The 22,997-nt window shown below is 75.5% G+C and carries 19 protein-coding genes; 9 read left to right on the top strand and 10 right to left on the bottom strand.

The window, feature by feature from the left end:
• Window positions 1-42: 42 nt before the first annotated feature.
• The 4 genes from ATL51_RS14165 to ATL51_RS29010 all read right to left on the bottom strand — a co-directional run bounded on the left by ATL51_RS14165 (window position 43) and on the right by ATL51_RS29010 (window position 6,266).
• Window positions 43-612, bottom strand: a complete 570-nt coding sequence (locus ATL51_RS14165; protein WP_100878854.1) for a GTP-binding protein — start codon at window positions 610-612, stop codon at window positions 43-45.
• A gap of 28 nt (window positions 613-640) precedes the next feature.
• Entirely contained in the window at window positions 641-1,345 is a 705-nt protein-coding gene (locus ATL51_RS14160) for a DUF742 domain-containing protein (RefSeq protein ID WP_301549025.1), read from the bottom strand.
• Between the two features lie 77 nt (window positions 1,346-1,422).
• Window positions 1,423-1,851 carry a roadblock/LC7 domain-containing protein gene (locus ATL51_RS14155; protein WP_020623626.1) on the bottom strand — a complete coding sequence of 143 codons (429 nt, stop codon included), beginning with the start codon at window positions 1,849-1,851 and terminating at the stop codon, window positions 1,423-1,425.
• Window positions 1,848-6,266 carry a nitrate- and nitrite sensing domain-containing protein gene (locus ATL51_RS29010; RefSeq protein ID WP_157818360.1) on the bottom strand — a complete coding sequence of 1,473 codons (4,419 nt, stop codon included), beginning with the start codon at window positions 6,264-6,266 and terminating at the stop codon, window positions 1,848-1,850. The genes ATL51_RS14155 and ATL51_RS29010 overlap by 4 nt, the downstream gene beginning before the upstream one ends.
• 363 nt (window positions 6,267-6,629) lie before the next feature.
• On the opposite strand from ATL51_RS29010, the gene ATL51_RS14145 reads away from it, so the two are divergent.
• Window positions 6,630-8,291 carry a DNA repair helicase XPB gene (locus ATL51_RS14145; protein WP_100878852.1) on the top strand — a complete coding sequence of 554 codons (1,662 nt, stop codon included), beginning with the start codon at window positions 6,630-6,632 and terminating at the stop codon, window positions 8,289-8,291.
• Between the two features lie 267 nt (window positions 8,292-8,558).
• Complete coding sequence (locus ATL51_RS29695) at window positions 8,559-9,146, top strand: PspC domain-containing protein (protein ID WP_322789680.1); 588 nt, start codon at window positions 8,559-8,561, stop codon at window positions 9,144-9,146.
• A 102-nt stretch (window positions 9,147-9,248) separates the two neighbouring features.
• Here ATL51_RS29695 and ATL51_RS14135 read toward each other — a convergent pair whose 3' ends face one another.
• Window positions 9,249-9,857: a TIGR03086 family metal-binding protein gene (locus ATL51_RS14135; RefSeq protein ID WP_100880707.1), complete on the bottom strand. Its 609-nt coding sequence runs from the start codon at window positions 9,855-9,857 to the stop codon at window positions 9,249-9,251.
• 63 nt (window positions 9,858-9,920) lie between these two features.
• Here ATL51_RS14135 and ATL51_RS14130 point away from each other — a divergent pair, with 63 nt between their 5' ends.
• On the top strand, window positions 9,921-10,886 hold the full coding sequence (locus ATL51_RS14130; protein WP_100878851.1) for a helix-turn-helix transcriptional regulator: 966 nt from the start codon (window positions 9,921-9,923) through the stop codon (window positions 10,884-10,886).
• Between the two features lie 91 nt (window positions 10,887-10,977).
• Here ATL51_RS14130 and groL read toward each other — a convergent pair whose 3' ends face one another.
• Window positions 10,978-12,606, bottom strand: a complete 1,629-nt coding sequence (gene groL, locus ATL51_RS14125; RefSeq protein WP_020622657.1) for a chaperonin GroEL — start codon at window positions 12,604-12,606, stop codon at window positions 10,978-10,980.
• Between the two features lie 218 nt (window positions 12,607-12,824).
• On the opposite strand from groL, the gene moeA reads away from it, so the two are divergent.
• The 4 genes from moeA (at window position 12,825) to ATL51_RS14105 (ending at window position 18,792) form a co-directional block, all read left to right on the top strand.
• Window positions 12,825-14,078, top strand: coding sequence for a molybdopterin molybdotransferase MoeA (moeA, locus tag ATL51_RS14120; RefSeq protein ID WP_100878850.1), 1,254 nt, complete (start codon window positions 12,825-12,827; stop codon window positions 14,076-14,078).
• A 601-nt stretch (window positions 14,079-14,679) separates the two neighbouring features.
• On the top strand, window positions 14,680-15,390 hold the full coding sequence (locus ATL51_RS14115; RefSeq protein WP_073576661.1) for a phosphatidylserine decarboxylase: 711 nt from the start codon (window positions 14,680-14,682) through the stop codon (window positions 15,388-15,390).
• Between the two features lie 10 nt (window positions 15,391-15,400).
• A complete protein-coding gene (gene pssA, locus ATL51_RS14110; protein WP_073576660.1) occupies window positions 15,401-16,408 on the top strand; it encodes a CDP-diacylglycerol--serine O-phosphatidyltransferase in 1,008 nt (335 codons plus the stop codon).
• Window positions 16,409-16,431: 23 nt separating this feature from the next.
• Window positions 16,432-18,792, top strand: a complete 2,361-nt coding sequence (locus tag ATL51_RS14105; RefSeq protein ID WP_100878849.1) for an AAA family ATPase — start codon at window positions 16,432-16,434, stop codon at window positions 18,790-18,792.
• A 77-nt stretch (window positions 18,793-18,869) separates the two neighbouring features.
• On the opposite strand, the gene ATL51_RS14100 is transcribed toward ATL51_RS14105, so the two are convergent.
• Both ATL51_RS14100 and ATL51_RS14095 read right to left on the bottom strand, forming a co-directional pair.
• A complete protein-coding gene (locus tag ATL51_RS14100; RefSeq protein WP_100878848.1) occupies window positions 18,870-19,565 on the bottom strand; it encodes a LytR C-terminal domain-containing protein in 696 nt (231 codons plus the stop codon).
• 16 nt (window positions 19,566-19,581) lie between these two features.
• Window positions 19,582-19,899, bottom strand: a complete 318-nt coding sequence (locus ATL51_RS14095) for a DUF3263 domain-containing protein (RefSeq protein ID WP_100878847.1) — start codon at window positions 19,897-19,899, stop codon at window positions 19,582-19,584.
• 204 nt (window positions 19,900-20,103) lie between these two features.
• Between ATL51_RS14095 and ATL51_RS14090 the strand changes: the two genes are divergently transcribed.
• Window positions 20,104-20,685, top strand: coding sequence for a peptide deformylase (locus tag ATL51_RS14090; RefSeq protein WP_100878846.1), 582 nt, complete (start codon window positions 20,104-20,106; stop codon window positions 20,683-20,685).
• 120 nt (window positions 20,686-20,805) lie between these two features.
• Window positions 20,806-21,081, top strand: a complete 276-nt coding sequence (locus ATL51_RS14085) for a hypothetical protein (RefSeq protein ID WP_139282892.1) — start codon at window positions 20,806-20,808, stop codon at window positions 21,079-21,081.
• 6 nt (window positions 21,082-21,087) lie between these two features.
• Here ATL51_RS14085 and ATL51_RS14080 read toward each other — a convergent pair whose 3' ends face one another.
• Complete coding sequence (locus ATL51_RS14080) at window positions 21,088-21,732, bottom strand: response regulator (protein ID WP_073576656.1); 645 nt, start codon at window positions 21,730-21,732, stop codon at window positions 21,088-21,090.
• On the bottom strand, window positions 21,729-22,895 hold the full coding sequence (locus ATL51_RS14075; protein WP_100878845.1) for a sensor histidine kinase: 1,167 nt from the start codon (window positions 22,893-22,895) through the stop codon (window positions 21,729-21,731). Before ATL51_RS14075 ends, ATL51_RS14080 begins: the two co-directional genes overlap by 4 nt.
• Window positions 22,896-22,997 lie beyond the last annotated feature (102 nt).

Here is a 22,997-nt window from a genome sequence, read left to right as displayed (position 1 = left end):
TGTGCCGGCGCCGCCGCGGTGTCCGGGTCGGTCGGGTACGGGTCAGCGCGCGCCGGCGGCCATCCGCTGGTGCATCGCGTGCTGCACCAGCGCGATCAGGGTCTCCTTGGTCGACTGCCGGTGCCGGGCGTCGCACACGACCATCGGGACGGCCGGGTCGATCGACATCGCCTCGCGCACGTCATCGAGGGTGTGTTGCAGCTGCCCGTCGAAGGCGTTGACCCCGACGACGTAGGGCAGGCCACGGTCCTCGAAGAAGTCGATCGCGGCGAAGGAGTCGGCCAGGCGCCGGGTGTCGACGAGGACGACGGCGCCGATCGCGCCGCGGACCAGGTCGTCCCACATGAACCAGAACCGCTGCTGGCCCGGCGTTCCGAACAGGTAGAGCACCAGGTCGGTGTCCAGCGAGACGCGACCGAAGTCCATCGCGACGGTCGTGGACCGCTTGTTGGGGGTGGCGGAGAGGTCGTCGTGCGACGCGCTCGCCTCGGTCATCACCGCCTCGGTGGTCAGCGGCATGATCTCCGAGACCGATCCGACGAAGGTGGTCTTCCCGACGCCGAACCCACCGGCCACCACGATCTTGGCCGACATCGTCGCGGCACGGGCCATCCCGGCCGCGGGCTGGGGCGGCTGTGGCCTAGAGCCGACGGAGTCCACTCAACACCCTTTCCATCAGCGCGAGGTCCGGCGCGTTGCCGGGGGTGCTCGCGGTCTGGTGAACGGTCACCGTGCCGTTCGAGGCCATGTCCCCGAGCAGCACCCGGGCCACGCCCAGGGGGAGCGACAGCAGCGCCGCGACCTCGGCCACCGAGCGGGTCTGCTCGAGCAGCAGGTCGGCGACGGAGCGGTGCTCCATCGGCAGCCGTTCCAGCTGGCTGCGGGCTCGGTTGCTGACCGAGACGAGGGTCTCGACGGCCAGCTCGTAGCCCGACTTGGTCCGTCCCCGCGTCCAGGCGTAGGGCCGGACGAAGGCGGCGCCACCCGCGGACGGGGGCACCGGCGGCGGCGCTGCCACTGGGTCGTGCGCGGGGCCGGGCCCCGTGTTCTGTGCCGGGTACGGCGACGGCCGGTCCGGCCGGTCACCGGTCCGCTGGGCCTCCAGCTCGGCCGGGGTGGGCGGCAGCCCGTAGGCCGCCGATCCGCCGATGGGGCCGGTCACCTCGGCCGGGTTCGGCGGCGGGACCGGGCGCCCGGGGGCGGCGACCTCCGGCTCGACGTCGTCCTCCGGACGGTTGCGCCCCCATCGGCGCTTCTTCGGCTTGCGCTTGGAGTCCAGGCTGAACCCGTTCATGACGTCGGCGAACGTCGGCTCGGGGCCGTGTCCGCCCGGGTCCTGGGTCATCGGATCTCACCCGCTCTGGTCGATCCTGGGATGGGGTGCATGACGGTAACGCGTCCTGGGGGTCCGGAGTCGCGGCCTCAGGGCCCGAACGAACCCTGCAGCTCGGCGCGCAGCTCCGGGGTGAGCAGCTGGCCGACCCGGTCGACCAGCAGCGTCATCTCGTAGCCGACGAGGCCGATGTCGCAGCTCGGCGAGGCGAGCACGGCCAGGCAGGAGCCGTCGCTGATCGACATGAGCAGCACGATCCCGCGGTCCATCTCGACGACGGTCTGCACGACGCCACCGGCGTCGAAGCAGCGCGCGGCGCCCTGGGTCAGGCTGACCAGACCGGATGCGACGGCGGCGAGCTGGTCGGCCCGGTCGCGCGGCAGCCGGTCGGATGCGGTCAGCAGCAGCCCGTCGGTCGACACCACGATGGCGTGCGCGACACCCGGGACGCGCTCCGCGAAGTTGGTGACCAGCCAGCCGAAACGGCTCTGGCTCGGCTGTGCCTGCGGTGCCCTCACTGGTTCTCCTCGGGGTCGGACGAGTTCGGTCGGTCCGCGGCGGGCTCGGGGGTGCCGGTCGCGGTGGTGCCCTGCGGGGCACGGGTGCCCTGCCGGTCGTGCTGGTCCTGCGGGTCGTGCTGCTCGGAGTCGCCGTCGACGGTGTCCGTCGTGCCGGCCAGTGCGTTGCGACGGACACCGGAGGCGCTCTCCCGGCCCTGACGCACGCCCTGCTGGTAGCTGGCGAGACGGCCACGGACGCTCTCGGCGTCCCTCGGCTCCGCCGGAGCGGGGCTGAGCACGGTCGATCCTGCCGCACTGCCCGGGAGCAGTCGCGCCCGCGGGCGTCGCTTGGGCAGTCCGGCGGTCGTCAGGTCGTCACCGGCGGTCTCCGACTCGTCGCCGTCGGTGGCCTCGCGGGCCTGACGCCAGACGTCGTCGGCGGGGGAGGCGAAGCCCGACGGGGGCGCCGGGGCGTCGGCCGCGGCGGGGGCCGCGGGTGCCGCGGCACCCGCCGGGGCGCCGTCGTTCGGGCCGGCGCCGTCCTGCCAGCGGACCGGCACCGAGCGGTTCGAGCGGAACCAGGCCGAGGCGATGTCGTCGAAGATCGGGGTGGTCTGACCCATGTCGAACCCGGTCTGGGCCCGGGCCGACTCGACCGCCCCGGGGCGCCGGAGCTGACCCCGGTCGCCCTCGACGGGCACCTTCGGTGCGAACAGCGCGTCCTGCGAGGAACCGGCGGCGTTCGCGGCCAGGCCCGCCGGGCCCGCGGCCCGGCCACCCTCCCGCTTCGGCAGCGGTGCGGGCGCCTGCCGGCCCGGCGCCTGCTGCACCGGACGCTCCTGCGGAGCCTCCGGGTGCTGCGCCTGCTGGACCGGCTGCGCCTGCTGGGGGGCGGGCTGCTGCGGTCCGCGGGCCGGTGCCGGGGGCGGGCCCTGGCGGCCGGGCCCACGGGTGGGCAGCGCCGGTCCGGCGCCGCGGGCCGGCATGACCGGGCGTCGCGACGGGGAGGGACGGGACCCGTTGGTGCGGGCCGGGAGCGGCCCGCCCATCGGTGTACGGCCGGACGGGCGGATCGTCGGGAGTGCCGCGGTCTCGGGTTCGGTACCGGCGGAGCCGCCGTCCCCGGATCCGGTTTCCCCGGAGCCGTTGTCCGCGGCTGCGCCGTCCACGGACGCGGTGTCCGCGGGACGGTCGCCGTCGGCGCCGGTCCCGGGGGCGTCCGTGGACGCGGCCGTGCCGGTGGTGTCGTCCTCGGCGGGGTCGGTCGCGGTGCTGCCCGCCCCGGTGTTGCCGACACCACCGGCGTCGACCCCGGTGGTGTCGACCCCGGTGGCGTCGACGTCGGTGTCGTCGGACGGGGTGTGGCCGGACGGGGCGCTCACGTCGGTGCCGGCCGCGTCCGCGGCTCCGGTCCCGTCGTGGGCGTGACCGTCGGTCCTGCGGGCGTCGGCGCGGTCGCCCGGGGCCGGAGGGAACGGCGCGATGCCGTTCGTCCGGGCCGCGAGCGGTGTCTCCTCCGGGGCGGTCCCATCGGTGTCCCGGTCGGTGTCCCCGTCGGTGGCCCGGGAGTCCACGGAGCCGTCGGTGTCCGGGGCGGTCCCGTCCGGACCGTCCTCGGTGACGGCGTCGGCGTCGGTCTCCCCGGAGCCCTCGTCGCCGGCCGGGGTCCGCCGGTGGTCCTCGGGGCCGTCACCGATCGCCCGGTCCAGGACGACGGTGTCGTCCATGTCGCGGTCGGCGCGGGCCCGGGCCGCGGCGGCCGCCGCAGCGGCACCCGCCAGCCCGAGCGCGGCGGCGGCCGACGGGGCTGCGGTGCCGCCGGAGCGGTCCGCGTCACCGTCGGTGTCGGTGTGGTCGGTTCCCTCGGCGGGGACCGCGGCCTCCGTGTCCTCGGTGTCCGTGAGGGATCCGGCGCCGGTGCCCGTGTCGTCGGACGGGCCGTCACCGTCGCCGGACGGGGCCGGGCCGGTGCCCCGGAACGCCTCGGCGCCGTGCGGGGCGTCGCCGTCGGCGGGACCGGAGCCGGCCTCGTCGGCCGGGGTGAAGACGTCGGCCGGGGTCCGCCCGTCGTGTGCGCCGTCCTGCGACGGCGCGAAGGCCGACAGACCCTGTGGGGCGGACCCGTTGAGGGTCGGGGCCGACCCGTCGGCGGTCTGCCCGCCGGCGTCGCCGGGGGCCGCGTTCTTCGTCAGCGACGACCCCGGACGGCGCGTCGGCAGGCTCGAGGCCGAGCCGTTGCGCGCGGTCGTGGACGAGGGCGTGCCGGCTTCGAAGGTGGGGGTCATCGGGCCGTCGGAGCCCGCGACCATCGACGGCAGCGACCCACCGCGACCGTTCCCGTTCACCGCGACCGGGGAGTCCGGCCGGGGTCCGTCGGGCGCTCCGCCGCCGGTCAGCGCCGGGGCCTGCTGCGAGGCGGCCTGCTGCCCGCCACCCTGGGGCGGCACGCCGCCCCAGCTGCCCGGGTCGCCGTCGCGGCGCTGTTCGGGCAGCTGCGCGGAGGGCACCAGCTGCGGCGGGACGGTCACCGAGGCGCTCAGCCCACCCGAGCCGCCGCCGACGGCCGCCGAGGCGAGCCGGACGCTGACGCGGTGCCGTGCGGCCAGCCGGCCGACCACGAACAGGCCCATCCGCCGGGAGGCCGACACGTCGACCTCGGCCGGGCCGGACAGACGCTGGTTGGCGTCGACCAGCTCGGAGTCGGTCATGCCGACACCGCGGTCGGAGATCTCGACCAGCAGCGACTCGTCGGCGGTGCGGGTCGTCGACATGACGACCTGCGAGTCCGGCGGCGAGAAGTTCGTCGCGTTGTCCAGCAGCTCGGCGAGCAGGTGGACGAGGTCGTTCGCGGCGCGACCGGCGATCGTCGCGTTCGGCGGGGTCTGCACGACGACCCGCTGGTACTGCTCGACCTCCGACACCGCGGCCCGCAGGACGTCGACGACCTGCACCGGCGCAACGTTCCGCTTCGCCAGGTCGGTGCCCGCGAGGACCAGCAGGTTCTCGCTGTTGCGGCGCATACGTGTCGCGAGGTGGTCCAGCTGGAACAGGTTCGACAGCTGGTCCGGGTCCTGCTCGTTGCTCTCCAGCTGTTCGATCAGCTGCAGCTGGCGCTCGACGAGCGCCTGCGAACGGCGGGAGAGGTTGACGAACATCGAGTTGACGTTCTGCTGCAGCGCGGCCTGGTCGGCGGCGAGGCGGATCGCCTGGCCGTGCACGGCGTCGAACGCCCGCGCCACCTGGCCGATCTCGTCGCGGCTGTCCAGCGGGACCGGCTCGACGAGCGCGTTCGGTGCCTGCCCGGAGCGCATGCTCTGCACCGCCGCGGGCAGCTTCTGCTCCGCGACCTCGAGCGCCGAGCTGCGCAGCAGACGCAGCGAACGGACCATCTGACGGCCCAGCAGCAGGATGATGCCCGCGGTCAGCAGGATCGTGAGCATCAGCAGCACGGAGTTGAGGCCCGCGGTGTTGCCCGCCTGCTCGGCGGCCGCGGCCCGGCCGTCGACGAACGCCTGCTCGGCGGCGGCGGTGGACTGGTCCACCGCGGTGACGGACCGGTCGACGGCGGCGTTCCACGCGTTCGGGTCGACCGGCGGCGCGACCCCCGGCGGGACCGAGAGTGCCTGGTCACGCAGCGCGTTGCGCTCGCCGTTCGCCTGGCCCGCGCCGAAGTTCCCGAAGGACTCGGCCTGCTCCGGGGTCAGCGACGACTGGAAGTCACCGGCCGCGGCCTGGAACGAGGCCTCGGCCCCGGTGACCTGCGCGCGCTGCTGCTCCTCCAGCGTCCCCGCGGCGAGCGCGCCACCGATCACGGTGCGCTCGAGCTGCAGGGCCTCGCGGGCGCTCGACCCGGCGGCGATCGCCGTGGTCAGACCGGCCGTGTCGGCGGTCTGCAGCCGCCCCACCAGCGCCCGGTCCAGCCCCAGCGTGCGCTGGACGACCGCGGTGTAGCGGCCGGTGAGGTCGGCGGCCGCGGTCGGCCCCTCGGCGACCTGCGACCGGATGACCGGCAGCTGACCCAGCGTGGTGTCCGCCTGCCGGCGGGCCGTGGCCAGGTCGGGGGCCTGCTGCTCGGCGGCGTCGAGCCCCGCCGTGGAGGCCTGCAGCGCCTGGTCGGTCGTGGCCTGCGCCCGGTCGACGGCGGCCCGGTCACCGAGCCGGTTCCCCGCCACGAAGCGGACCGCGGCGTCGCGCTCGGTCTGCAGTGCGCCGGTCAGCGTCTCGATCTGGCGGTGCACGTCGACCAGGCCGCTGCCGCGGCCGAGCTCCTCGGCCACGTTGGCCTGGTCGACGACGCGGACGGCGCCGATGGACAGGGCGAGGACCGTGGGCACCAGACCGACGACCGCCAGCTTGGCGACCAGGCTCCAGTTCCGCGGGTCGAGTCGCTCCGACCACGTGCTCGGGCGTTCCGTGCTGGTCACGGTGGTCACGGCGAGATCTCCCTGTCGGTCTCCGGTCCGGGGACGGGCGGCGCGGCGGGCACGAGGTCGGGGAGCATCAGCTGGTCCGGTGCGCCTTTCGGGGTCACGACGGGAACCGCTCGACCACACCACGACCGACACGGGGCGGCGGTTGCCGCGTCCCGGGGGAGTCGGACGGATATGATCGTGCCGGGTCCCGTCTGTGCGTGACGGACGGCTGCCGAGTCTAGCCCCCGGAACCCTCGTCTCCCGAGTGGCGTAGGGCCGGTTGCCTCATGGTCACGTGACGTGACACACGCCGACCGCTCGTCTCCGCTCGGCGTCCGGCGGACCCGTACAGCTCCGTCCCCCGGCCTCGAGAGGATTCGTTCCGTGACCGACGGCCCCCTGATCGTCCAGTCCGACAAGACACTGCTGCTCGAGGTCGACCACCCCGACTCCGCGGCGGCCCGCGCCGCCATCGCGCCCTTCGCCGAGCTGGAGCGGGCACCCGAACACGTCCACACCTACCGGGTCACCCCGCTGGCCCTCTGGAACGCGCGCGCCGCCGGGCACGACGCCGAGCAGGTCGTCGACGCGCTGGTCCGCTGGGCCCGCTACCCGGTCCCGCAGCCGCTCCTGGTCGACGTCGTCGACACGATGGGGCGCTACGGGCGGCTGCAGCTGTCCAACCACCCCGCGCACGGCCTCGTCCTCACCGCGCTGGACCGCGCCGTGCTGGAGGAGATCCTCCGGCAGAAGAAGATCAGCCCGATGCTGGGCGCGCGGCTCGACGACGACACCGTCGTCGTGCACCCGTCCGAGCGCGGGCACCTCAAGCAGGCACTGCTCAAGGTCGGCTGGCCCGCCGAGGACCTCGCCGGGTACGTCGACGGCGAGGCCCACCCCATCGAGCTGGAGCAGGACGGCTGGACGCTGCGGGACTACCAGCAACAGGCGGTCGACGGGTTCTGGGAGGGCGGCTCCGGGGTGGTCGTGCTGCCCTGCGGCGCGGGCAAGACCCTCGTCGGTGCGGCCGCGATGGCCAAGGCGGGCGCGACGACCCTGATCCTGGTGACCAACACCGTCTCCGGGCGGCAGTGGAAGCGCGAGCTGATCGCGCGGACGTCGCTGACCGAGGAGGAGATCGGCGAGTACTCGGGCGAGAAGAAGGAGATCCGCCCGGTCACCATCGCCACGTACCAGGTCGTCACCCGCAAGACCAAGGGCGAGTACAAGCACCTGGAGCTGTTCGACTCCCGGGACTGGGGCCTGGTCGTCTACGACGAGGTGCACCTCCTCCCGGCGCCGGTCTTCCGGATGACGGCGGACCTGCAGTCCCGCCGCAGGCTCGGCCTCACCGCGACCCTGGTCCGCGAGGACGGCCGCGAGGGCGACGTGTTCTCCCTGATCGGCCCGAAGCGCTACGACGCCCCGTGGCGCGACATCGAGGCGCAGGGCTGGATCGCGCCCGCCGAGTGCATCGAGGTGCGGGTCACGCTGACCGACGCCGAGCGCATGTCCTACGCGACGGCGGACTCCGAGGAGCGCTACCGGACGGCGTCGACGGCGAACACCAAGCTCAACGTCGTGCAGGCGATCCTCGACCGGCACTCCGGGGAGCAGACGCTCGTCATCGGGGCCTACCTGGAGCAGCTCGACGCGCTGGGGGAGAAGCTCGGTGCCCCGGTCATCCAGGGCTCCACCCGCAACAAGGAGCGGGAGAAGCTGTTCGACGCGTTCCGCCGCGGCGAGATCGCGACGCTGGTCGTCTCGAAGGTCGCGAACTTCTCCATCGACCTGCCCGAGGCGACGATCGCGGTGCAGGTCAGCGGCACGTTCGGGTCCCGGCAGGAGGAGGCCCAGCGGCTCGGACGTCTGCTGCGCCCGAAGAACGACGGCCGCCAGGCGCACTTCTACTCGGTGGTGTCCCGCGACACCGTGGACACCGACTACGCCGCGCACCGGCAGCGTTTCCTCGCCGAACAGGGCTACGCCTACCGGATCGTCGACGCCGACGACCTCCTCGGCCCCGCCCTGCCCGACGCCGGCTGAGCCCGCCCCCCGGATCGGGGGCCTCCGTACGGCGCCGATCACGGGCACACCGGTGCGGTCCGCGACGCCCGGGGAGGGCACATGTCGCCGCCGCCCGGCCACCCACCGCCCGGTTCCGGCCCGCCCGGGCCCCGCTCGCCGGGCTGAGCCGCACCGCGACCCCGGGACGCGCGGGGCCGTGCCCCTGAGGCGGGGCGGCCCCGGTTCCGGGTCGGTCTCCGGGCTCGTCCCGAGTCCCGGCGCTCGCCGGGGCGACAGCCTGGAGCCATGGAGAACAACGCGAGCACGACCGGTACGGCACCGACCGGGACCGACGTCCACGACGCCTCGACGGAGGTCGTCGGGGCCGACGACGCCGCGGTGACCGACCGGGTGCCGGTCGCCGCGACGGCCACCGGTCCCGACGCGACCGACCCCGGACCGCTCGGCGCCGCCACCTCCGGCATGCCGGAGGGCGCCGGTACCGCGGGCGCCGGTACCGCGGGCGTCGGTGCAGCGGGACCGGAGGCCCCGCCCACCGGCGCCGGTCCCTCCGACGCGGGCCCGGACGCCGCTGCGGACCCCGGGACCGCCCACCCCGGTCCGGGCGCCGGGGCGCCTTCCACCGCGGGCGCGCCGTACGGCGGAGCCGGGACCCGGACGACGGCGCAGGGGATCGGCGACCGCGTCGCCGCGTTCCGGCTCCGGCGCAGCAGCACCGACCGGATGCTCGGCGGTGTCTGCGGCGGTCTCGCCGCCGACCTGGGTGCGGACGCCGCGCTGCTGCGCATCGCGGTCCTCGTCCTGACCCTGGTCACCGGTGGCGCGGCGGCACTGGTCTACCTCGCCGCCTGGCTGATCGCACCGGCCGCCTGAGCCGGTGGGGTGGGCGCAGGGCTCCGGCGTCGCGGCTCACGAGGGGGAGCCGCGACGCCGGAGCCCGTCGGTCCGCCCGGCCCGCCCGGTCCGCCCGGCCCGTCAGCCCACCCAGCCCGTCGACACCCGGCCCGACCAGTTCGCCAGCCGCTCGGTCGGCCCCGCCTCCGGGCGGTGCTCCACGACCGGGCCGAACGGCACCGGGCCGCCACGCCGCTCGGCGGGCAGGTACGCGTGGGCGGTGGCGAGCGCCGTCGTCGCCAGCTCCCGGTCGGCCTCCGGGTCCTGCCCGGTGGCGACGGCCAGGTCCCACCCGTGCACCAGCGTCTCGTTCAGGTACACGGCCAGCGCGGCCCGCGCCGGGACCTCGCCGAACGGCAGCCGCGCGACCCGGTCGAGCAGTGCCTCGCCGTCCGGGCCGGACCAGACGGCCTGCAGCGCCGCCGCCTCGTCGACGTAGGCCGACACCGGGTCGTCGAGGACGTCGTCGCTGACCAGCGGGGCGGCCATCGGGTCGGTGCCGGCGGCGAGCGCCGCCGGTCTGCGCAGTGTCGTGACCAGGTGCGCGAGCAGGGTGCGGACGTCGAAGTCGTCGCAGGGGGTGGGGTCGGCCATCCGGTCGGCGGGCACGGCCCGGGCGAGGTCGGCGACCCAGTCGAGGGCGGCCAGGTAGGCGGGGCGGGGATCGGTGGTGAGCGTCGGGTTCGTCATGGGCGCCAGCGTGCCCGCGATACCCGACATCTCCTGTCGTGATTCCATGACATTCTCCGGGACGTGCGCGCCGACCGGCTCCTGTCCCTCGTGCTCCTGCTGCGCCACCGCGGCCGGACCACCGCCGCCGTGCTCGCGCGCGAGCTGGAGGTCTCCGAGCGCACCGTGCTGCGCGACGTCGAGGCGCTGTCGGCCGCGGGCATCCCGGTCTACGCCGAACGCGGCAGGCACGGCGGCTTCGCACTGCTGCCGGGCTTCACCACCGACCTCACCGGTCTGACCCCGGGGGAGGCGGTCGCGCTGCTCGGCTCCGGCGCGACGTCGACGCCCGGCGCGCTCGGGCTGGGGCCGGAGTTCGCCTCGGCCATGCGCAAGATCGTCACCGCGCTGCCGGACGCCGCCCGGGAACAGGCCACCGACGCCGCCGGACGGGTGCTGGTCCGGCGCGGCGGCTGGCTGCGCGACACCGACGACGGCGCGACCACCGACGTGCTCACCGCCGTCCAGCGCGCGGTGTTCGGCGGGGTCCGGCTCCGCATCCGCTACCGGACCGGGACCCGGCCGGGCGCGGAGCCCGGGCCCGCCGCCGAACGCGTCGTCGACCCGGTCGGGCTGGTCCAGGCGTCGGGGCGCTGGTACCTGCTGGCGCTGCGCGACGGGGACGACCGCACCTACCGGGTGTCGCGGATCGAGGAGGCCGAGCCGCTGGCCGAGCCCGCATACCGGCCCGAGGGAGTCGACCTGGAGGAGCTGTGGTTGCGCCGCCGGGAGGACTTCCGGGCGCGGCGGCCCGGGATCCGGGTCCGCCTCGCGCTGCCCGCCGACCGTCGCGACGCGCTGTCCGCCGTCACCGTCGACGAGGAGCGGACACGGGACGGGACGACCGAGGTCGTCGCCGCGTTCGGGGACCTCTTCCACGCCGGGCGGGCGCTGTGGCCGCTGCTGCCGGACGTGCGGGTGCTGGACCCGCCGGAGCTGGTGACGGCGCTGCGGGAGCGGGCCCGCGCGGCCGTCGTCGCCCTGGGGTGACGGCGGCCCCCGGACGCGCCGCGGGGGCGGCACCGGCGAACCGGTACCGCCCCCGCGGGGTGGTGCTGTGTGCCTGGTGAGGCAGGACCGATCAGAAGTCCATGCCACCCATGCCACCGGTCGGGTCGGCGGGGGCGCCGCCACCCTTCTCCGGCTTGTCGGCGATGACCGCCTCGGTGGTGAGGAACAGGGCCGCGATGGAGGCCGCGTTCTGCAGCGCCGAGCGGGTCACCTTGGCGGGGTCGATGATCCCGGCCTTGATGAGGTCCTTGTACTCGCCGGTGGCGGCGTCGAGGCCCTCACCGGTGGGGAGGTTGCGGACCTTCTCCGCGACGACGCCGCCCTCGAGGCCGGCGTTGACCGCGATCTGCTTGAGCGGGGCCTCCAGCGCGACCTTGACGATGTTCGCGCCGGTGGCCTCGTCACCGTCCAGGCCGAGACCCTCGAACAGGCCGGCACCGGCCTGGATGAGCGCCACGCCGCCGCCGGCGACGATGCCCTCCTCGACGGCCGCCTTCGCGTTGCGGACGGCGTCCTCGATGCGGTGCTTGCGCTCCTTGAGCTCGACCTCGGTCGCCGCGCCGGCCTTGATGACGGCGACGCCGCCGGCCAGCTTGGCGAGGCGCTCCTGGAGCTTCTCGCGGTCGTAGTCGGAGTCGGTGCGGTCGATCTCGGCGCGGATCTGGTTGACCCGGCCGGCGATCTGGTCGGCGTCACCGGCGCCGTCGACGATGGTGGTCTCGTCCTTGGTCACGACGACCTTGCGGGCGGTGCCCAGCAGGGACAGGTCGGCGGTGTCGAGCTTGAGGCCGACCTTCTCCGAGATGACCTCGCCACCGGTCAGGATGGCCATGTCGGCCAGCATCGCCTCGCGGCGGTCACCGAAGCCCGGGGCCTTGACGGCGACGGACTTGAAGGTGCCGCGGATCTTGTTGACGACCAGGGTGGCCAGGGCCTCGCCCTCGACGTCCTCGGCGATGATGGCGAGCGGCTTGCCCGACTGCATGACCTTCTCCAGCAGCGGGAGCAGGTCCTTGACGGTCGAGATCTTGGAGGAGACGAGGAGGACGTACGGGTCCTCCAGCTCGACCTCCATGCGCTCGGCGTCGGTCACGAAGTAGGGCGAGATGTAGCCCTTGTCGAAGCGCATGCCCTCGGTGAGCTCGAGCTCGAGCCCGAAGGTCTGCGACTCCTCGACCGTGATGACGCCTTCCTTGCCGACCTTGTCCATCGCCTCGGCGATGAGCTCACCGATCTGCGGGTCGGCGGCCGAGATGGAGGCCGTGGCAGCGATCTGCTCCTTGGTCTCGATCTCCTTGGCCGACTTCAGCAGCGCCTGGGAGACGGCCTCGGTGGCCTTCTCGATGCCGCGCTTGAGCGACATCGGGTTCGCGCCGGCGGCCACGTTGCGCAGGCCCTCACGGACCAGCGCCTGGGCCAGCACGGTGGCGGTGGTGGTGCCGTCGCCCGCGATGTCGTCGGTCTTCTTGGCGACCTCCTTCACCAGCTCGGCGCCGATCTTCTCCCAGGAGTCCTCGAGCTCGATCTCCTTGGCGATCGACACACCGTCGTTGGTGATGGTCGGCGCGCCCCACTTCTTCTCGAGCACGACGTTGCGGCCCTTCGGGCCCAGCGTCACCTTGACGGCGTCGGCGAGGGTGTTCATGCCCCGCTCGAGGCCCCGACGGGCCTCCTCGTCGAACGCGATCTGCTTCGCCATGGGGGTGTTGCCCTCCGATAGAGGTGAGTCGAGTGATCGGATGCGGTGCCCGCGACGGACGCCCGGCAACCCTGCGCCGGACTCACCGACCCGACCTTGGCACTCCACGGACACGAGTGCCAGTGGATGCTGAGCCCGTTTCTAGCACTCGCCCGTGGTGAGTGCAAGCGGACCCCGCCGGGCTGCGGGCCGTCCGCGACGGCGGGCAGGATGGGGCCATGAGCACCTGGTCGCAGGCTGGTCCGCGCAGCGTCTCCGAGCACGCCGCGGCGGTCGCGGCCCTGCTGCCGCCGACCGGGACCGAGCCGGTCGCGCTGGCCGCCGCGAGCGGCCGGGTACTGGCCGAGGACCTGACGGCGGGCGTCGCGCTGCCGCCCTTCGACAACTCCGCGATGGACGGCTACGCGGTCCGCGCGGCCGACCTCGCCGGCGCCTCGGCGGAATCGCCGGTGGAGCTCCCGGTCGCGGCCGACATCCCGGCCGGGCGCACCGACGTCCCCGCGCTGGCGCCGGGCACCGGGGCCAGGATCATGACGGGCGCCCCCGTCCCCGAGGGCGCGGACGCGATCGTGCCGGTCGAGCAGACCGACGCCGGTCCCGGCGGCGGGCTCGACCGCGTCCGGATCCACGAGGCCCCGCAGCCGGGCGCGTTCGTCCGCCGGGCCGGTGAGGACGCCGCGTCGGGTGCCGTCGTACTGCGGGCCGGGACGGTGCTGGCCGCGCCCCAGATCGGGCTCGCCGCCGCCGTGGGCCGGGCGGAGCTGCCGGTCCGTCGTCGCCCGCACGTGCTCGTGCTGTCCACCGGCTCGGAACTCGTCGCCCCGGGTGGCACGCTGGCGCCCGGGCAGATCTACGAGTCCAACGGCACGATGCTCGCCGTCGCGGTCCGGGAGGCGGGCGCGACGGCCGAGCAGCTGTCCTTCGTCCCCGACGACGTCGAGCGGTTCCGTGCGGTGCTCGCGGAGAAGGTCGGCGACGGCGTCGACCTCGTCCTCACCTCCGGCGGCGTGAGCGCCGGCGCCTACGAGGTCGTCAAGGTCGCCATGACCGGCCACGGCGTGGAGTTCGGCAAGGTCGCGATGCAGCCCGGCGGTCCGCAGGGCTGCGGCCGGCTCGAGCTGGGCGGGACCGAGGTCGCCACCGTCACCCTGCCCGGGAACCCGGTGAGCTCCCAGGTCTCGTTCGAGGTGTTCGTCCGGCCCGCGCTCCGGGCGGCGGCCGGGCACCCCGCACCGGCGCGGCCGGTGGTGACCGCCCGGCTGTCCGGGACGCTGTCCTCGCCCGCGGGGCGCCGCCAGTTCCGGCGCGGCCTGCTCGACGCCGCCGCCGGGACCGTGTCCGAGGTGGGGTCCACCGGGTCGCACCTGATCGCGGCGCTCGCCCGGGCCGACTGCCTGATCGACCTGCCCGCCGACACCACCTCCGTCGCCGACGGCGAGCAGGTCGCGGTCTGGCTGCTCGACGCCCCGTGACCCGGCGTCCGGTGGTCGCGGCCCGGCGCCGGGCGGTGACACGCGGAGCCGGGCGGGCGGTCAGGGCGTCCGGGCGTCGCGAGCAGGATCGCGCTCTGCGACGGACCCACCACTCGCGCGGACGTGCGGCTGCGCCGAAAGTGTGAGCTGGTTCATAGGCAGTCGGGGCAACGATCTCATCGCGCGCGACGTCCTAGGGGGTGTCCGTTCGGCCGAAAGAGGTAGATCACGGCGGACATCCGTCGTGATCTGGACTGCCGGTCGTCGGAGAGGAATACTTTCCGGTGTGGAGGGGTAGACCCTTTACAGCACAAGACCCACCGCCCGTCGCTGGGGAGCGGACGAGCGGTTCCAAGGCCGGGGTCGTCGTCTCGGGGGACGACGGCCCCGGCCCTTTGTGCTGCCCCCGACCGGCCCGCGGGGTCGCGCACCGCGGGCGGACGGCGTCGGGCACGAACCGACGATCCTGCCACCGGTTCCGTCCCGGCACGGGGACCCCCGGATCCTCGGCGTGTCCCGGTCGTCCCGCCGGACGGCCGTCCGCGGCGCCCGCGTAGCGTTGGTGATCCCCCACCGGAGCATCAGGAGCCGACGACCCACCATGGCCGAAGGAACCGGGACCTCCCCGACCCACATCGCCCGACTGGTCCGGGACGCGATCCCCCCGATGCACCCGGGCGGGCGTCCGATCGTCGCCGGTGTGGCGCTCGCTGCGGCGGGGGTGCGTGCCCTCACCGGCCGCGGCACCCTGCCGGGCCTGCTCGCCACCGCGGCCACCGCGCTGTTCTTCCGCGACCCCGTCCGGACCCCGCCGCTGCGCACCGACGCGGTGCTGGCCCCCGCCGACGGCGCGGTCGCCACCGTGACCGAGACGGTCCCGCCCGCCGAGCTCGACCTGCCGCGGGTCCCGCACACCCGGGTCTCGATCTTCCTGACCGTGCTGGACGTGCACGTCCAGTGGGTCCCGGTGCACGGCCGCGTCGCGCGGGTCCAGTACTCGCCCGGCACGTTCCTGTCCGCGGACCTGGACAAGGCGAGCGAGGACAACGAGCGCAACGCGATCACCGTGGTCCGCGCCGACGGCGTCGGGGTCGGGGTCGTGCAGATCGCCGGTCTGCTGGCCCGCCGGATCGTCTGCGCCCTGCGCGCCGGCGACGAGGTCGCCGCGGGCGAGCGGTTCGGCCTCATCCGGTTCGGCTCGCGCGTGGACACCTACCTCCCGCCCGGGACGACCGCGCTGGTCCGCCCCGGCCAGCGGACCGTGGGCGGGGAGACCGTGCTCGGCCTGGTGGCCGGGCCGGCGGAGCGCTGAGGTCGTGGGGATGTCCCGCCCCGCCGGCGGTTATCCCGCCGGCGTGCGGCTGCTGCCGAACGCGGTCACCGTCCTCAACCTCTGTGCGGGCCTGACCGCGGTCTACTTCGCGCTCCAGTCGCGCTTCGACTTCGCGATCATCGCCGTCCTGGTGGCCGCGCTCTGCGACGCCCTCGACGGAGGCCTGGCCCGGCTGCTCGACGCCTCCAGCCGGATCGGCGCCGAGCTCGACTCGCTGGCCGACCTGGTGTCCTTCGGTGTCGCCCCCGCCCTGGTCATCTACATCTGGGCGTTCGAGGGCACCCGGGCCGGCTGGATGGTGGCCCTGGTGTTCGCGGTGTGCATGGCGCTGCGCCTGGCACGCTTCAACACCCTGATCGACGACGACAGCGCCCCGCCGTTCGCCCGTGAGTTCTTCGTCGGCGTCCCGGCACCCGCGGCCGCGCTGACCGCGGGCATCCCGATCTATCTGTGGCTGCACTTCGGTCAGGGCTGGTGGTCGGAGCGGCCACTGGTCGCGGTGTGGGCGCTGGTCACGGCCGGGCTCATGGTCAGCCGCATCCCGACGCTGTCGCTCAAGACGGTCCGGGTCTCCCCCCGCGCCACCCGATGGCTGCTCGTCGGGGTGGCCGCGGTCGTCGCGATCCTGATCACGATCCCGTTCCTCGGGATCGCCGTCGCCGGACTCGCCTACCTGCTGCTCATGCCCTGGACGGCCTACCGCTACCGCTGGCTGTCGCGCCACCCCGAGGCGTGGGACGTGCCGACCCGCCAGCGCCGCGCCGTCGCCCGCGCGGCCCGGTCCGCCCGTCGGCTCGGTCTGCGCCCGCCGCTGCGCCGCCGGGTCGCCGGCCGTGCCGGTGCGGTGGCCCGCGGTGTCCGGCGCCGGCTCGACCCGGAGGGCGAGGCCCGCCGGGACGGCATGCGCGACACCGGTGCCGTCCGCGACCCGCGCGGTCCGGGCGTCGCCGCCGCGCCCCGCGGTTCCGGCCGCCGCCTCGGCCTGCGTCGTCGCTGACCCGATCCCCCGGAGGACCTCCCGTGCTGGAGCTCGTCGCCCGACTGGCCCCCGCGGCCGCCGACGCCCGCCGCGGCGTCGTCCGGCTGCACCCCGAGGTGCTCGCCGCGCTCGGCCTGCGCTCCTGGGACGCGGTGACCCTCACCGGGGCCCGGGTCACCGCGGCGCTCGCCGTCGCCGGGGAGCGGGGCGATCCACACGGTCAGGCCCGCTTCGACGACGTCACCCTGTCCAACGCCGGGCTGACCGACGGCGCGACCGTCGTCGTCGCGCCGGCGTCGGTCACCGCGGCCCGCGAGGTGCGCCTGGTCGGGTCCGCGCTGACCACCGCGACGGTCGCCCCGGCGACGCTGCGGCTCGCCCTGACGGGCAAGGTCCTGGTCCGCGGCGACGCCGTGTCCCTGCTCCCGCAGGACATCGCCCCGGCGGCCGGGGCCGACGTCCGCTCGGTGCGCCGTGCGCTGGCCGCGGCCGTCGGCGGGACGTGGACCTCGGAGCTGCTGACCGTCGCGGTCGCCGACCCGGCGGGGCCGGTCACGGTGACGCCGTCGACGGTCGTGGGCTGGCAGGGCGGCCGCGACACCGGCGACCCCGCCCCGGCCGCAGCCGGTGCGCTCCGCATCCCCGGTCCCGGCGTCCCCGGGAACGGCGGCCCGGCCCTCGCGGGACCGGCGGCGCCCGGGCCCGGTGTCCCCGGCCCGGGCGGGGCCGGGCGCGGCTCCGCCGCCCCCTCCGCCGTGGGGGCCACGGGAGCCGCGGCCGGAGCCGACGCGTCCGCCGGGCCCGCCGAGCCCGTGTTGCCGCTGGAGGACCTCGCCGCGAACGAGGCCGTCGCCCGCCGCCTGCTGGACTGGTTCGAGCTCATGTTCCGGCGCCCGGAGCTGCTGACCCGGCTCGGCGGCGACGCCCGGCTCGGCGTGCTCGTCTCCGGGCCGGAGGGCGCGGGCAAGGCGACGCTGGTGCGCAGCGCGGCCGCGGCGGCGGGCGCCCGGTGCGTCGAGCTCGTGGCCCCGGCGGTCGCCGCCGTCGAGCCGGCCGCCGCGGCTGAGCGGGTCCGGGCGGCGATCGCGCAGGCCCGCACCGGTGGGACCGGCACCGGCGCACCCGCGGTGCTGCTCGTACACGACGCGCACTCCCTGCTCCCCGCCACCGATCCGCCGCCGCTGGCCACGCTGGTGCTCGACGAGCTGCGCGCGGCGACCGCGCCCGGCGGGCCCGCGCTCGTCGTCACCAGTGCCGAGCCGGAGGCCCTGGACCCGCGGCTGCGGGCGCCGGAGCTGGTCGACCGCGAGCTGTCGGTCGGCCTGCCCGACGCCGCGACCCGGCGTGCGCTGCTGGAGCGGCTGCTGGCCGACGTACCCCGGGCCGACGACGTCGACCTGGGCGCGGTCGCCGCCCGCACACCGGGCTTCGTCGTCGCCGACCTCGCGGCGGTCCGCCGGGAGGCCGCGGTGAGCGCGGCGCTGCGCGGCACCGGCTCCGATCCCTCCGAGCAGGTCCATCAGTCCGACCTGCTCGACGCCGTCGGCTCGGTCCGCCCGATCTCGCTGTCCGGTGGCGGCACGCTGGGCAGCGGCGGCCTCACCCTCGACGACGTCGGTGACATGACCGAGGTCAAGGCGGCCCTCACCGAGGCCGTGCTGTGGCCACTGCGCCACCCGGACTCGTTCGCCCGGCTCGGGGTCGACGCCCCGCGCGGGGTGCTGCTCTACGGCCCGCCGGGCGGCGGAAAGACCTTCCTGCTGCGTGCGCTCGCCGGCTCCGGTGACCTCAACGTGTTCGCGGTGAAGGGCGCCGAGCTGCTCGACAAGTACGTCGGCGAGTCCGAGCGCGCGGTCCGCGAGCTGTTCCGCCGGGCGGCCGAGGCCGCCCCCGCACTGATCTTCCTCGACGAGGTCGACGCGCTCGCCCCGCGACGCGGCGGCTCCACCGACGCCGGGGTCGCCGACCGCGTCGTCGCCGCGCTGCTGACCGAGCTGGACGGCGCGACGCCGCTGCGCGAGGTCGTCGTGGTCGGGGCGACGAACCGGCCCGAGCTGATCGACCCGGCGATGCTGCGCCCGGGCCGCCTGGAGCGGCTGGTGTTCGTCCCGCCGCCGGACGCCGCCGCGCGGGCGGACATCCTGCTGGCGGCCGGCCGCGACGTCCCGCTGGCCGACGACGTGGACCTCGACGCGCTCGCGTCCGATCTGGACGGTTATTCGGCCGCGGACTGTGCGGCGCTGCTGCGCGAGGCCGCGCTGACCGCGATGCGCGAGTCCCTCGACGCGGGCGAGGTGACCGCCGCGCACCTGGCGACGGCACGTCGCGCGGTGCGGGCGTCGCTGGACCCGGCACAGGTCGCCGAGCTGGAGGCCTACGCCCGTCGCCGCAGCGACGGCTGAGTCCGGCACACGGACGGCCCCGGAACGCCGACGGCCCCGGACGCGGAGGCGTCCGGGGCCGTCGTGCGTACGGCGCGTCAGGCGGCGGAGAAGTCCCGCGTCACGATGACGATGACGCCGGGCGTCGCGTCCTGGATGCCGTCGAAGCGGGGCTCGGAACGGATGCCGAACTTCTTCGCGATCTCCTCGGCGGCGGCCTTCTCGCCGGTGCCCTGCCGGTAGTAGACGGTCGTGGCCGGGATGACGCCCTGGGAGTAGTTCTGCACCTGGGACACGGTCCAACCGTTGGTGCGGAACTCCCCGGCCGCCTTCTCGGCGAGACCGCGGATGGTCGAGTTGTTGTAGATCCGCACGACCGGGCGGGCCGCGACGGCGGACCCCTCACCGGCGGCGGAGCCGGAGCCGCCCTGGCCCGCGGAGCCGGAGCCCGCGGCGGGCGGCGCGGCGACGGCCGGGCCCGCGCCGTCGTACCCGGGGGAGCCCGGCGTGCCGGGCGCTCCGGGGGTGAACGGCGAGGTCTCCCCGGGGGTGCCCGGGGCGGGGGTGTCACCGGTGCCGGGCGCGGCGCCGTCGCCGGTGCCGTCCCCCGGAGCGGGGGCCGGGGCCGGGGCGGGCTCGGCCGACGCCGACGGGGGCGCGGCCTGGTTGCCGCCGTCCTCACCGCCGCCGGTGAGGCCGATCAGGCCGACGACAGCGGCGACCACACCGACGCCGATCAGCGCGATACCGGCGATCTTCAGCGGTGACTGCCCGCCGGACGCGGGTGCGGTCATCGTGACCTCCTGGCTGTCAGGGCTCGAGGCCGAGGCGACGGGCGGCGCGGGTGCGCTGCCTGCTGGAACGCAGCCGGCGCAGACGCTTGACCAGCAGCGGGTCCACCGCCAGCGCCTCGGGCTTGTCGACCAGGGCGTTCAGCACCTGGTAGTAGCGGGTGGCCGACATGTCGAAAAGCTCGCGGATCGCCTGTTCCTTGGCGCCCGCGTACTTCCACCACTGGGCCTCGAACGCGAGGATCTCGCGTTCGCGACGGTCGAGCTCGCGGGGGGACGCGGCAGCGGTGCGCCGGTGCGCTCCGCGGCGTTCCGGCAGGGACCCGGCGGACTCCATCACGCTCCTCGAGCGGACGACGATCTCGTGCTGCGGCGGCCCCGCCCGGGCGCCGCGACGACGAACGACACGTCTGTCATTCGCGGTGCGGATTCAACCACAGGGGACCGACGGTCCCGGGCTGCGACGCGCCTGGAGGGCGGGTCGGACGACACCGAAACCGCCCGGCCGGGTCACGTCCGGCGGCGACCGTAGGCTGCTCCGGTGACGGTTCTGCGCATCCGCATGGTCGGCGACCCCGTGCTCCACACCCCCACCCGCCCCGTCGGCACGGTCGACGACACGGTCCGGACGCTGGTCGAGGACATGTTCGAGACGATGGCCGCGGCGAACGGCGTCGGGCTGGCGGCCAACCAGGTGGGAGTGGACCTGCGGCTGTTCGTCTTCGACTGCCCCGACGAGGAGACGCGCACGATGCGGCGCGGTGTCGTGGTCGACCCGGTGCTGGAGACCGACGGGATCCCGGAGGTCATGCCCGACCCGGACGACGACCAGGAGGGCTGCCTGTCGGTACCCGGCGAGAACTTCGCGACCGGCCGGGCGGAGTGGGCCCGGGTCACCGGCACCGACCTCGACGGTGAGCCGGTCTCCTACGAGGGGCGCGGGTTCTTCGCCCGGTGCCTGCAGCACGAGACCGACCACCTCGACGGTCACCTGTACCTGGACCGGCTGATGGGCCGCCACCAGCGCGCGGCGAAGAAGATGCTCAAGCGCAACGGCTGGGGCTCGCCGTCGGACTCGTGGGACCCGTCGGCCGTCGAGGCAGAGGACGTCCCGCGGGGCTGAGCCCCGGGGACTACCCCGAGGTCGGACCGGGGTCTCATACCCGGGTACTAGGGGTCGACCTGGGAGAACCGGCCCCGCGGCCGATGTGGGGACCCGCCCCGGGCGGGCAGCGTGGACGCCATGGTGCTCACGATCCTCGCCGTCGTCCCGGTCCTCGCCGTGCTGCTCGTCATGGCCGCGCAGCCACTGTTCGAGCTGTGGGACGCCCGCGCGTCCGAGCGCGACGCCGCCCGCCCCGGCGCGGGTGTCCCGGCGTCCCCGGACGACGCGGTCGCGCCGCTGCCGGTCGCGCCCGCCGCGTACCCGGAGGCGCTGGGCGACGTCGCCGCGGCGCTGCGGGTCCCGGCGCCGCGACGCCCGCTCGTCCCGGTCGCCCGGCCCGCTGCGCGGGCCTGACCCCCGCTACTCGACCAGCCGGTTCTCCCAGGCCCACGCCGCGATCTCCACCCGGTTGCGGGCGTCCAGCTTGGACCCGATGTTGGCGATGTGGGTCTTCACCGTGGACAGCGAGACGAACAGGTCCCCGGCGATCTCGGAGTTCGTCCGGCCCCGGGCGACCGCCTTCACCACCTCCAGCTCGCGCGGTGAGAGCGTGGCGTGGACGTCGGCGCGGGCCGGTTCCGGCTCGGTGAGCCGCGACAGCAGCCGCACGGTGACCGACGGCGACACCAGGGCGTCGCCCGCCGCGGCGGCCCGGACGGCCTCGACGAGCAGCCGCGGGCCCGCCGTCTTCAACAGGAACCCGCAGGCGCCCGAGCGCAGCGCGCCGTAGACGTACTCGTCGAGGTCGAAGGTCGTCACCACCACGATCCGCGGGGGGAACGGGTCCGCGGTCAGCGCGCGGGTCGCGGCGATGCCGTCCATGCCGGGCATCCGGACGTCCATGAGCACGACGTCCGGGCGCAGCTCGCGAGCCATGGCGACGGCGTCGGTGCCGGTGGCGGCCTCGCCGACCACCTCGATGCCGTCCTCGGCGGACAGGATCAGCCCGAAGCCGGTGCGCACCATCTCCTGGTCGTCGGCGAGCAGGACGCGGACCGCGGTCATCGACCCGCCCCGGCGGGCACCTCGGCGACGACGATCCACCGGCCGGGCCCGTCCGGCCCGGCGTGCAGCGAGCCGTCGAGGGCCTCCACCCGCTCACGCATCCCGGCCAGCCCGAACCCGCCCGGGTCGCGCAGCGGGTTCTCGGTCCCGGTCCCGTCGTTGTGCACCACGGTCACCAGTCTCCCGGCCTGCAGGTGCACGCCGACCGACACCGTCGTCGCGCCGGGGGCGTGCCGGTGCACGTTGGTCAGGGCCTCGCGCACCACCCGGAACGCGGTCGCCGCGACAGCCGGGCCGAGCCGCGCCGCCCGCACCTCGGGAGCGATCTCCAGCCGGGCCCGGCCGCCGTCGGGGTCGAAGCGGGCGACGACGTCGTCGATGTCGTCGAGGCCGTGCCCGGGGGCGCGCTCGGCGCCGTCCCCGGTGTCGTCCCCGGCGCCGGAGCGCAGCACACCGACCATGCGGCGCATCCCGTCGAGGGCCTCGGCGCCCGCCCGCTCGATCGCCTCCAGTGCCCGGCCCGCCTCCTCCGGGCGGCTGCCCGCCACGACCACCCCGGCCTGCGCCGCCACCACGATCGCGGTGACGTGGTGGGCGACCGTGTCGTGCAGCTCGCGGGCCAGCTCCAGGCGCTCGTCGTTGCGGGCCCGGTCGAGCCGGGCGGAGCGGCGCTGCCACAGCTCGCGCGCCGCGGTCGCGACGACCATCGTCCCGGCCCAGCCGACCACGGTCAGGCTGGCGAACACCTCGCGGTCGATGTCCGGCACACGCAGCAGCGGCATGCCCACGATGAGGCACAGCGACACCACCGCCGTCGCGAGCACGACCCGGACCGGTGCGGTCCGCACGACCGACACCGTGACCACGGCCAGCGCGAACAGCTCGGTCAGCGACACGAACGGGATCCCGCCGGTCACCACCCCCGCGACCGAGCCGCACGCGGACAGCCCGAAGGCGACCACCGCCACCGGGAGCGTCCCGGTCCCCGTCCGGTACCGCAGGAGCACGACGCCCGCCACGAGCAGGCCGTACACCGCACCGCTCGGCACCGCCGCCGGCCCGACGCCCAGACCCAGCAGGGCGTCGCACCCCGCCCAGAACAGGTAGGCGAGCACCTCGAACCCGGCCAGGAGGGGGCGGCCGCGACGGGGTGCGGAACTCATGGGACACACGGTAGGACGGGCTGCGCCCGGTCGACCTCGGCCGGAAGTACGACGACCCGGACGGGGAACCCCCTACCACGGGCCGATGCCCCGGGCACCCTC

This window comes from Pseudonocardia alni, from assembly GCF_002813375.1.
Classification (GTDB): Bacteria; Actinomycetota; Actinomycetes; order Mycobacteriales; family Pseudonocardiaceae; genus Pseudonocardia; species Pseudonocardia alni.
This window is presented reverse-complemented; position numbering and strand designations above follow the sequence as displayed.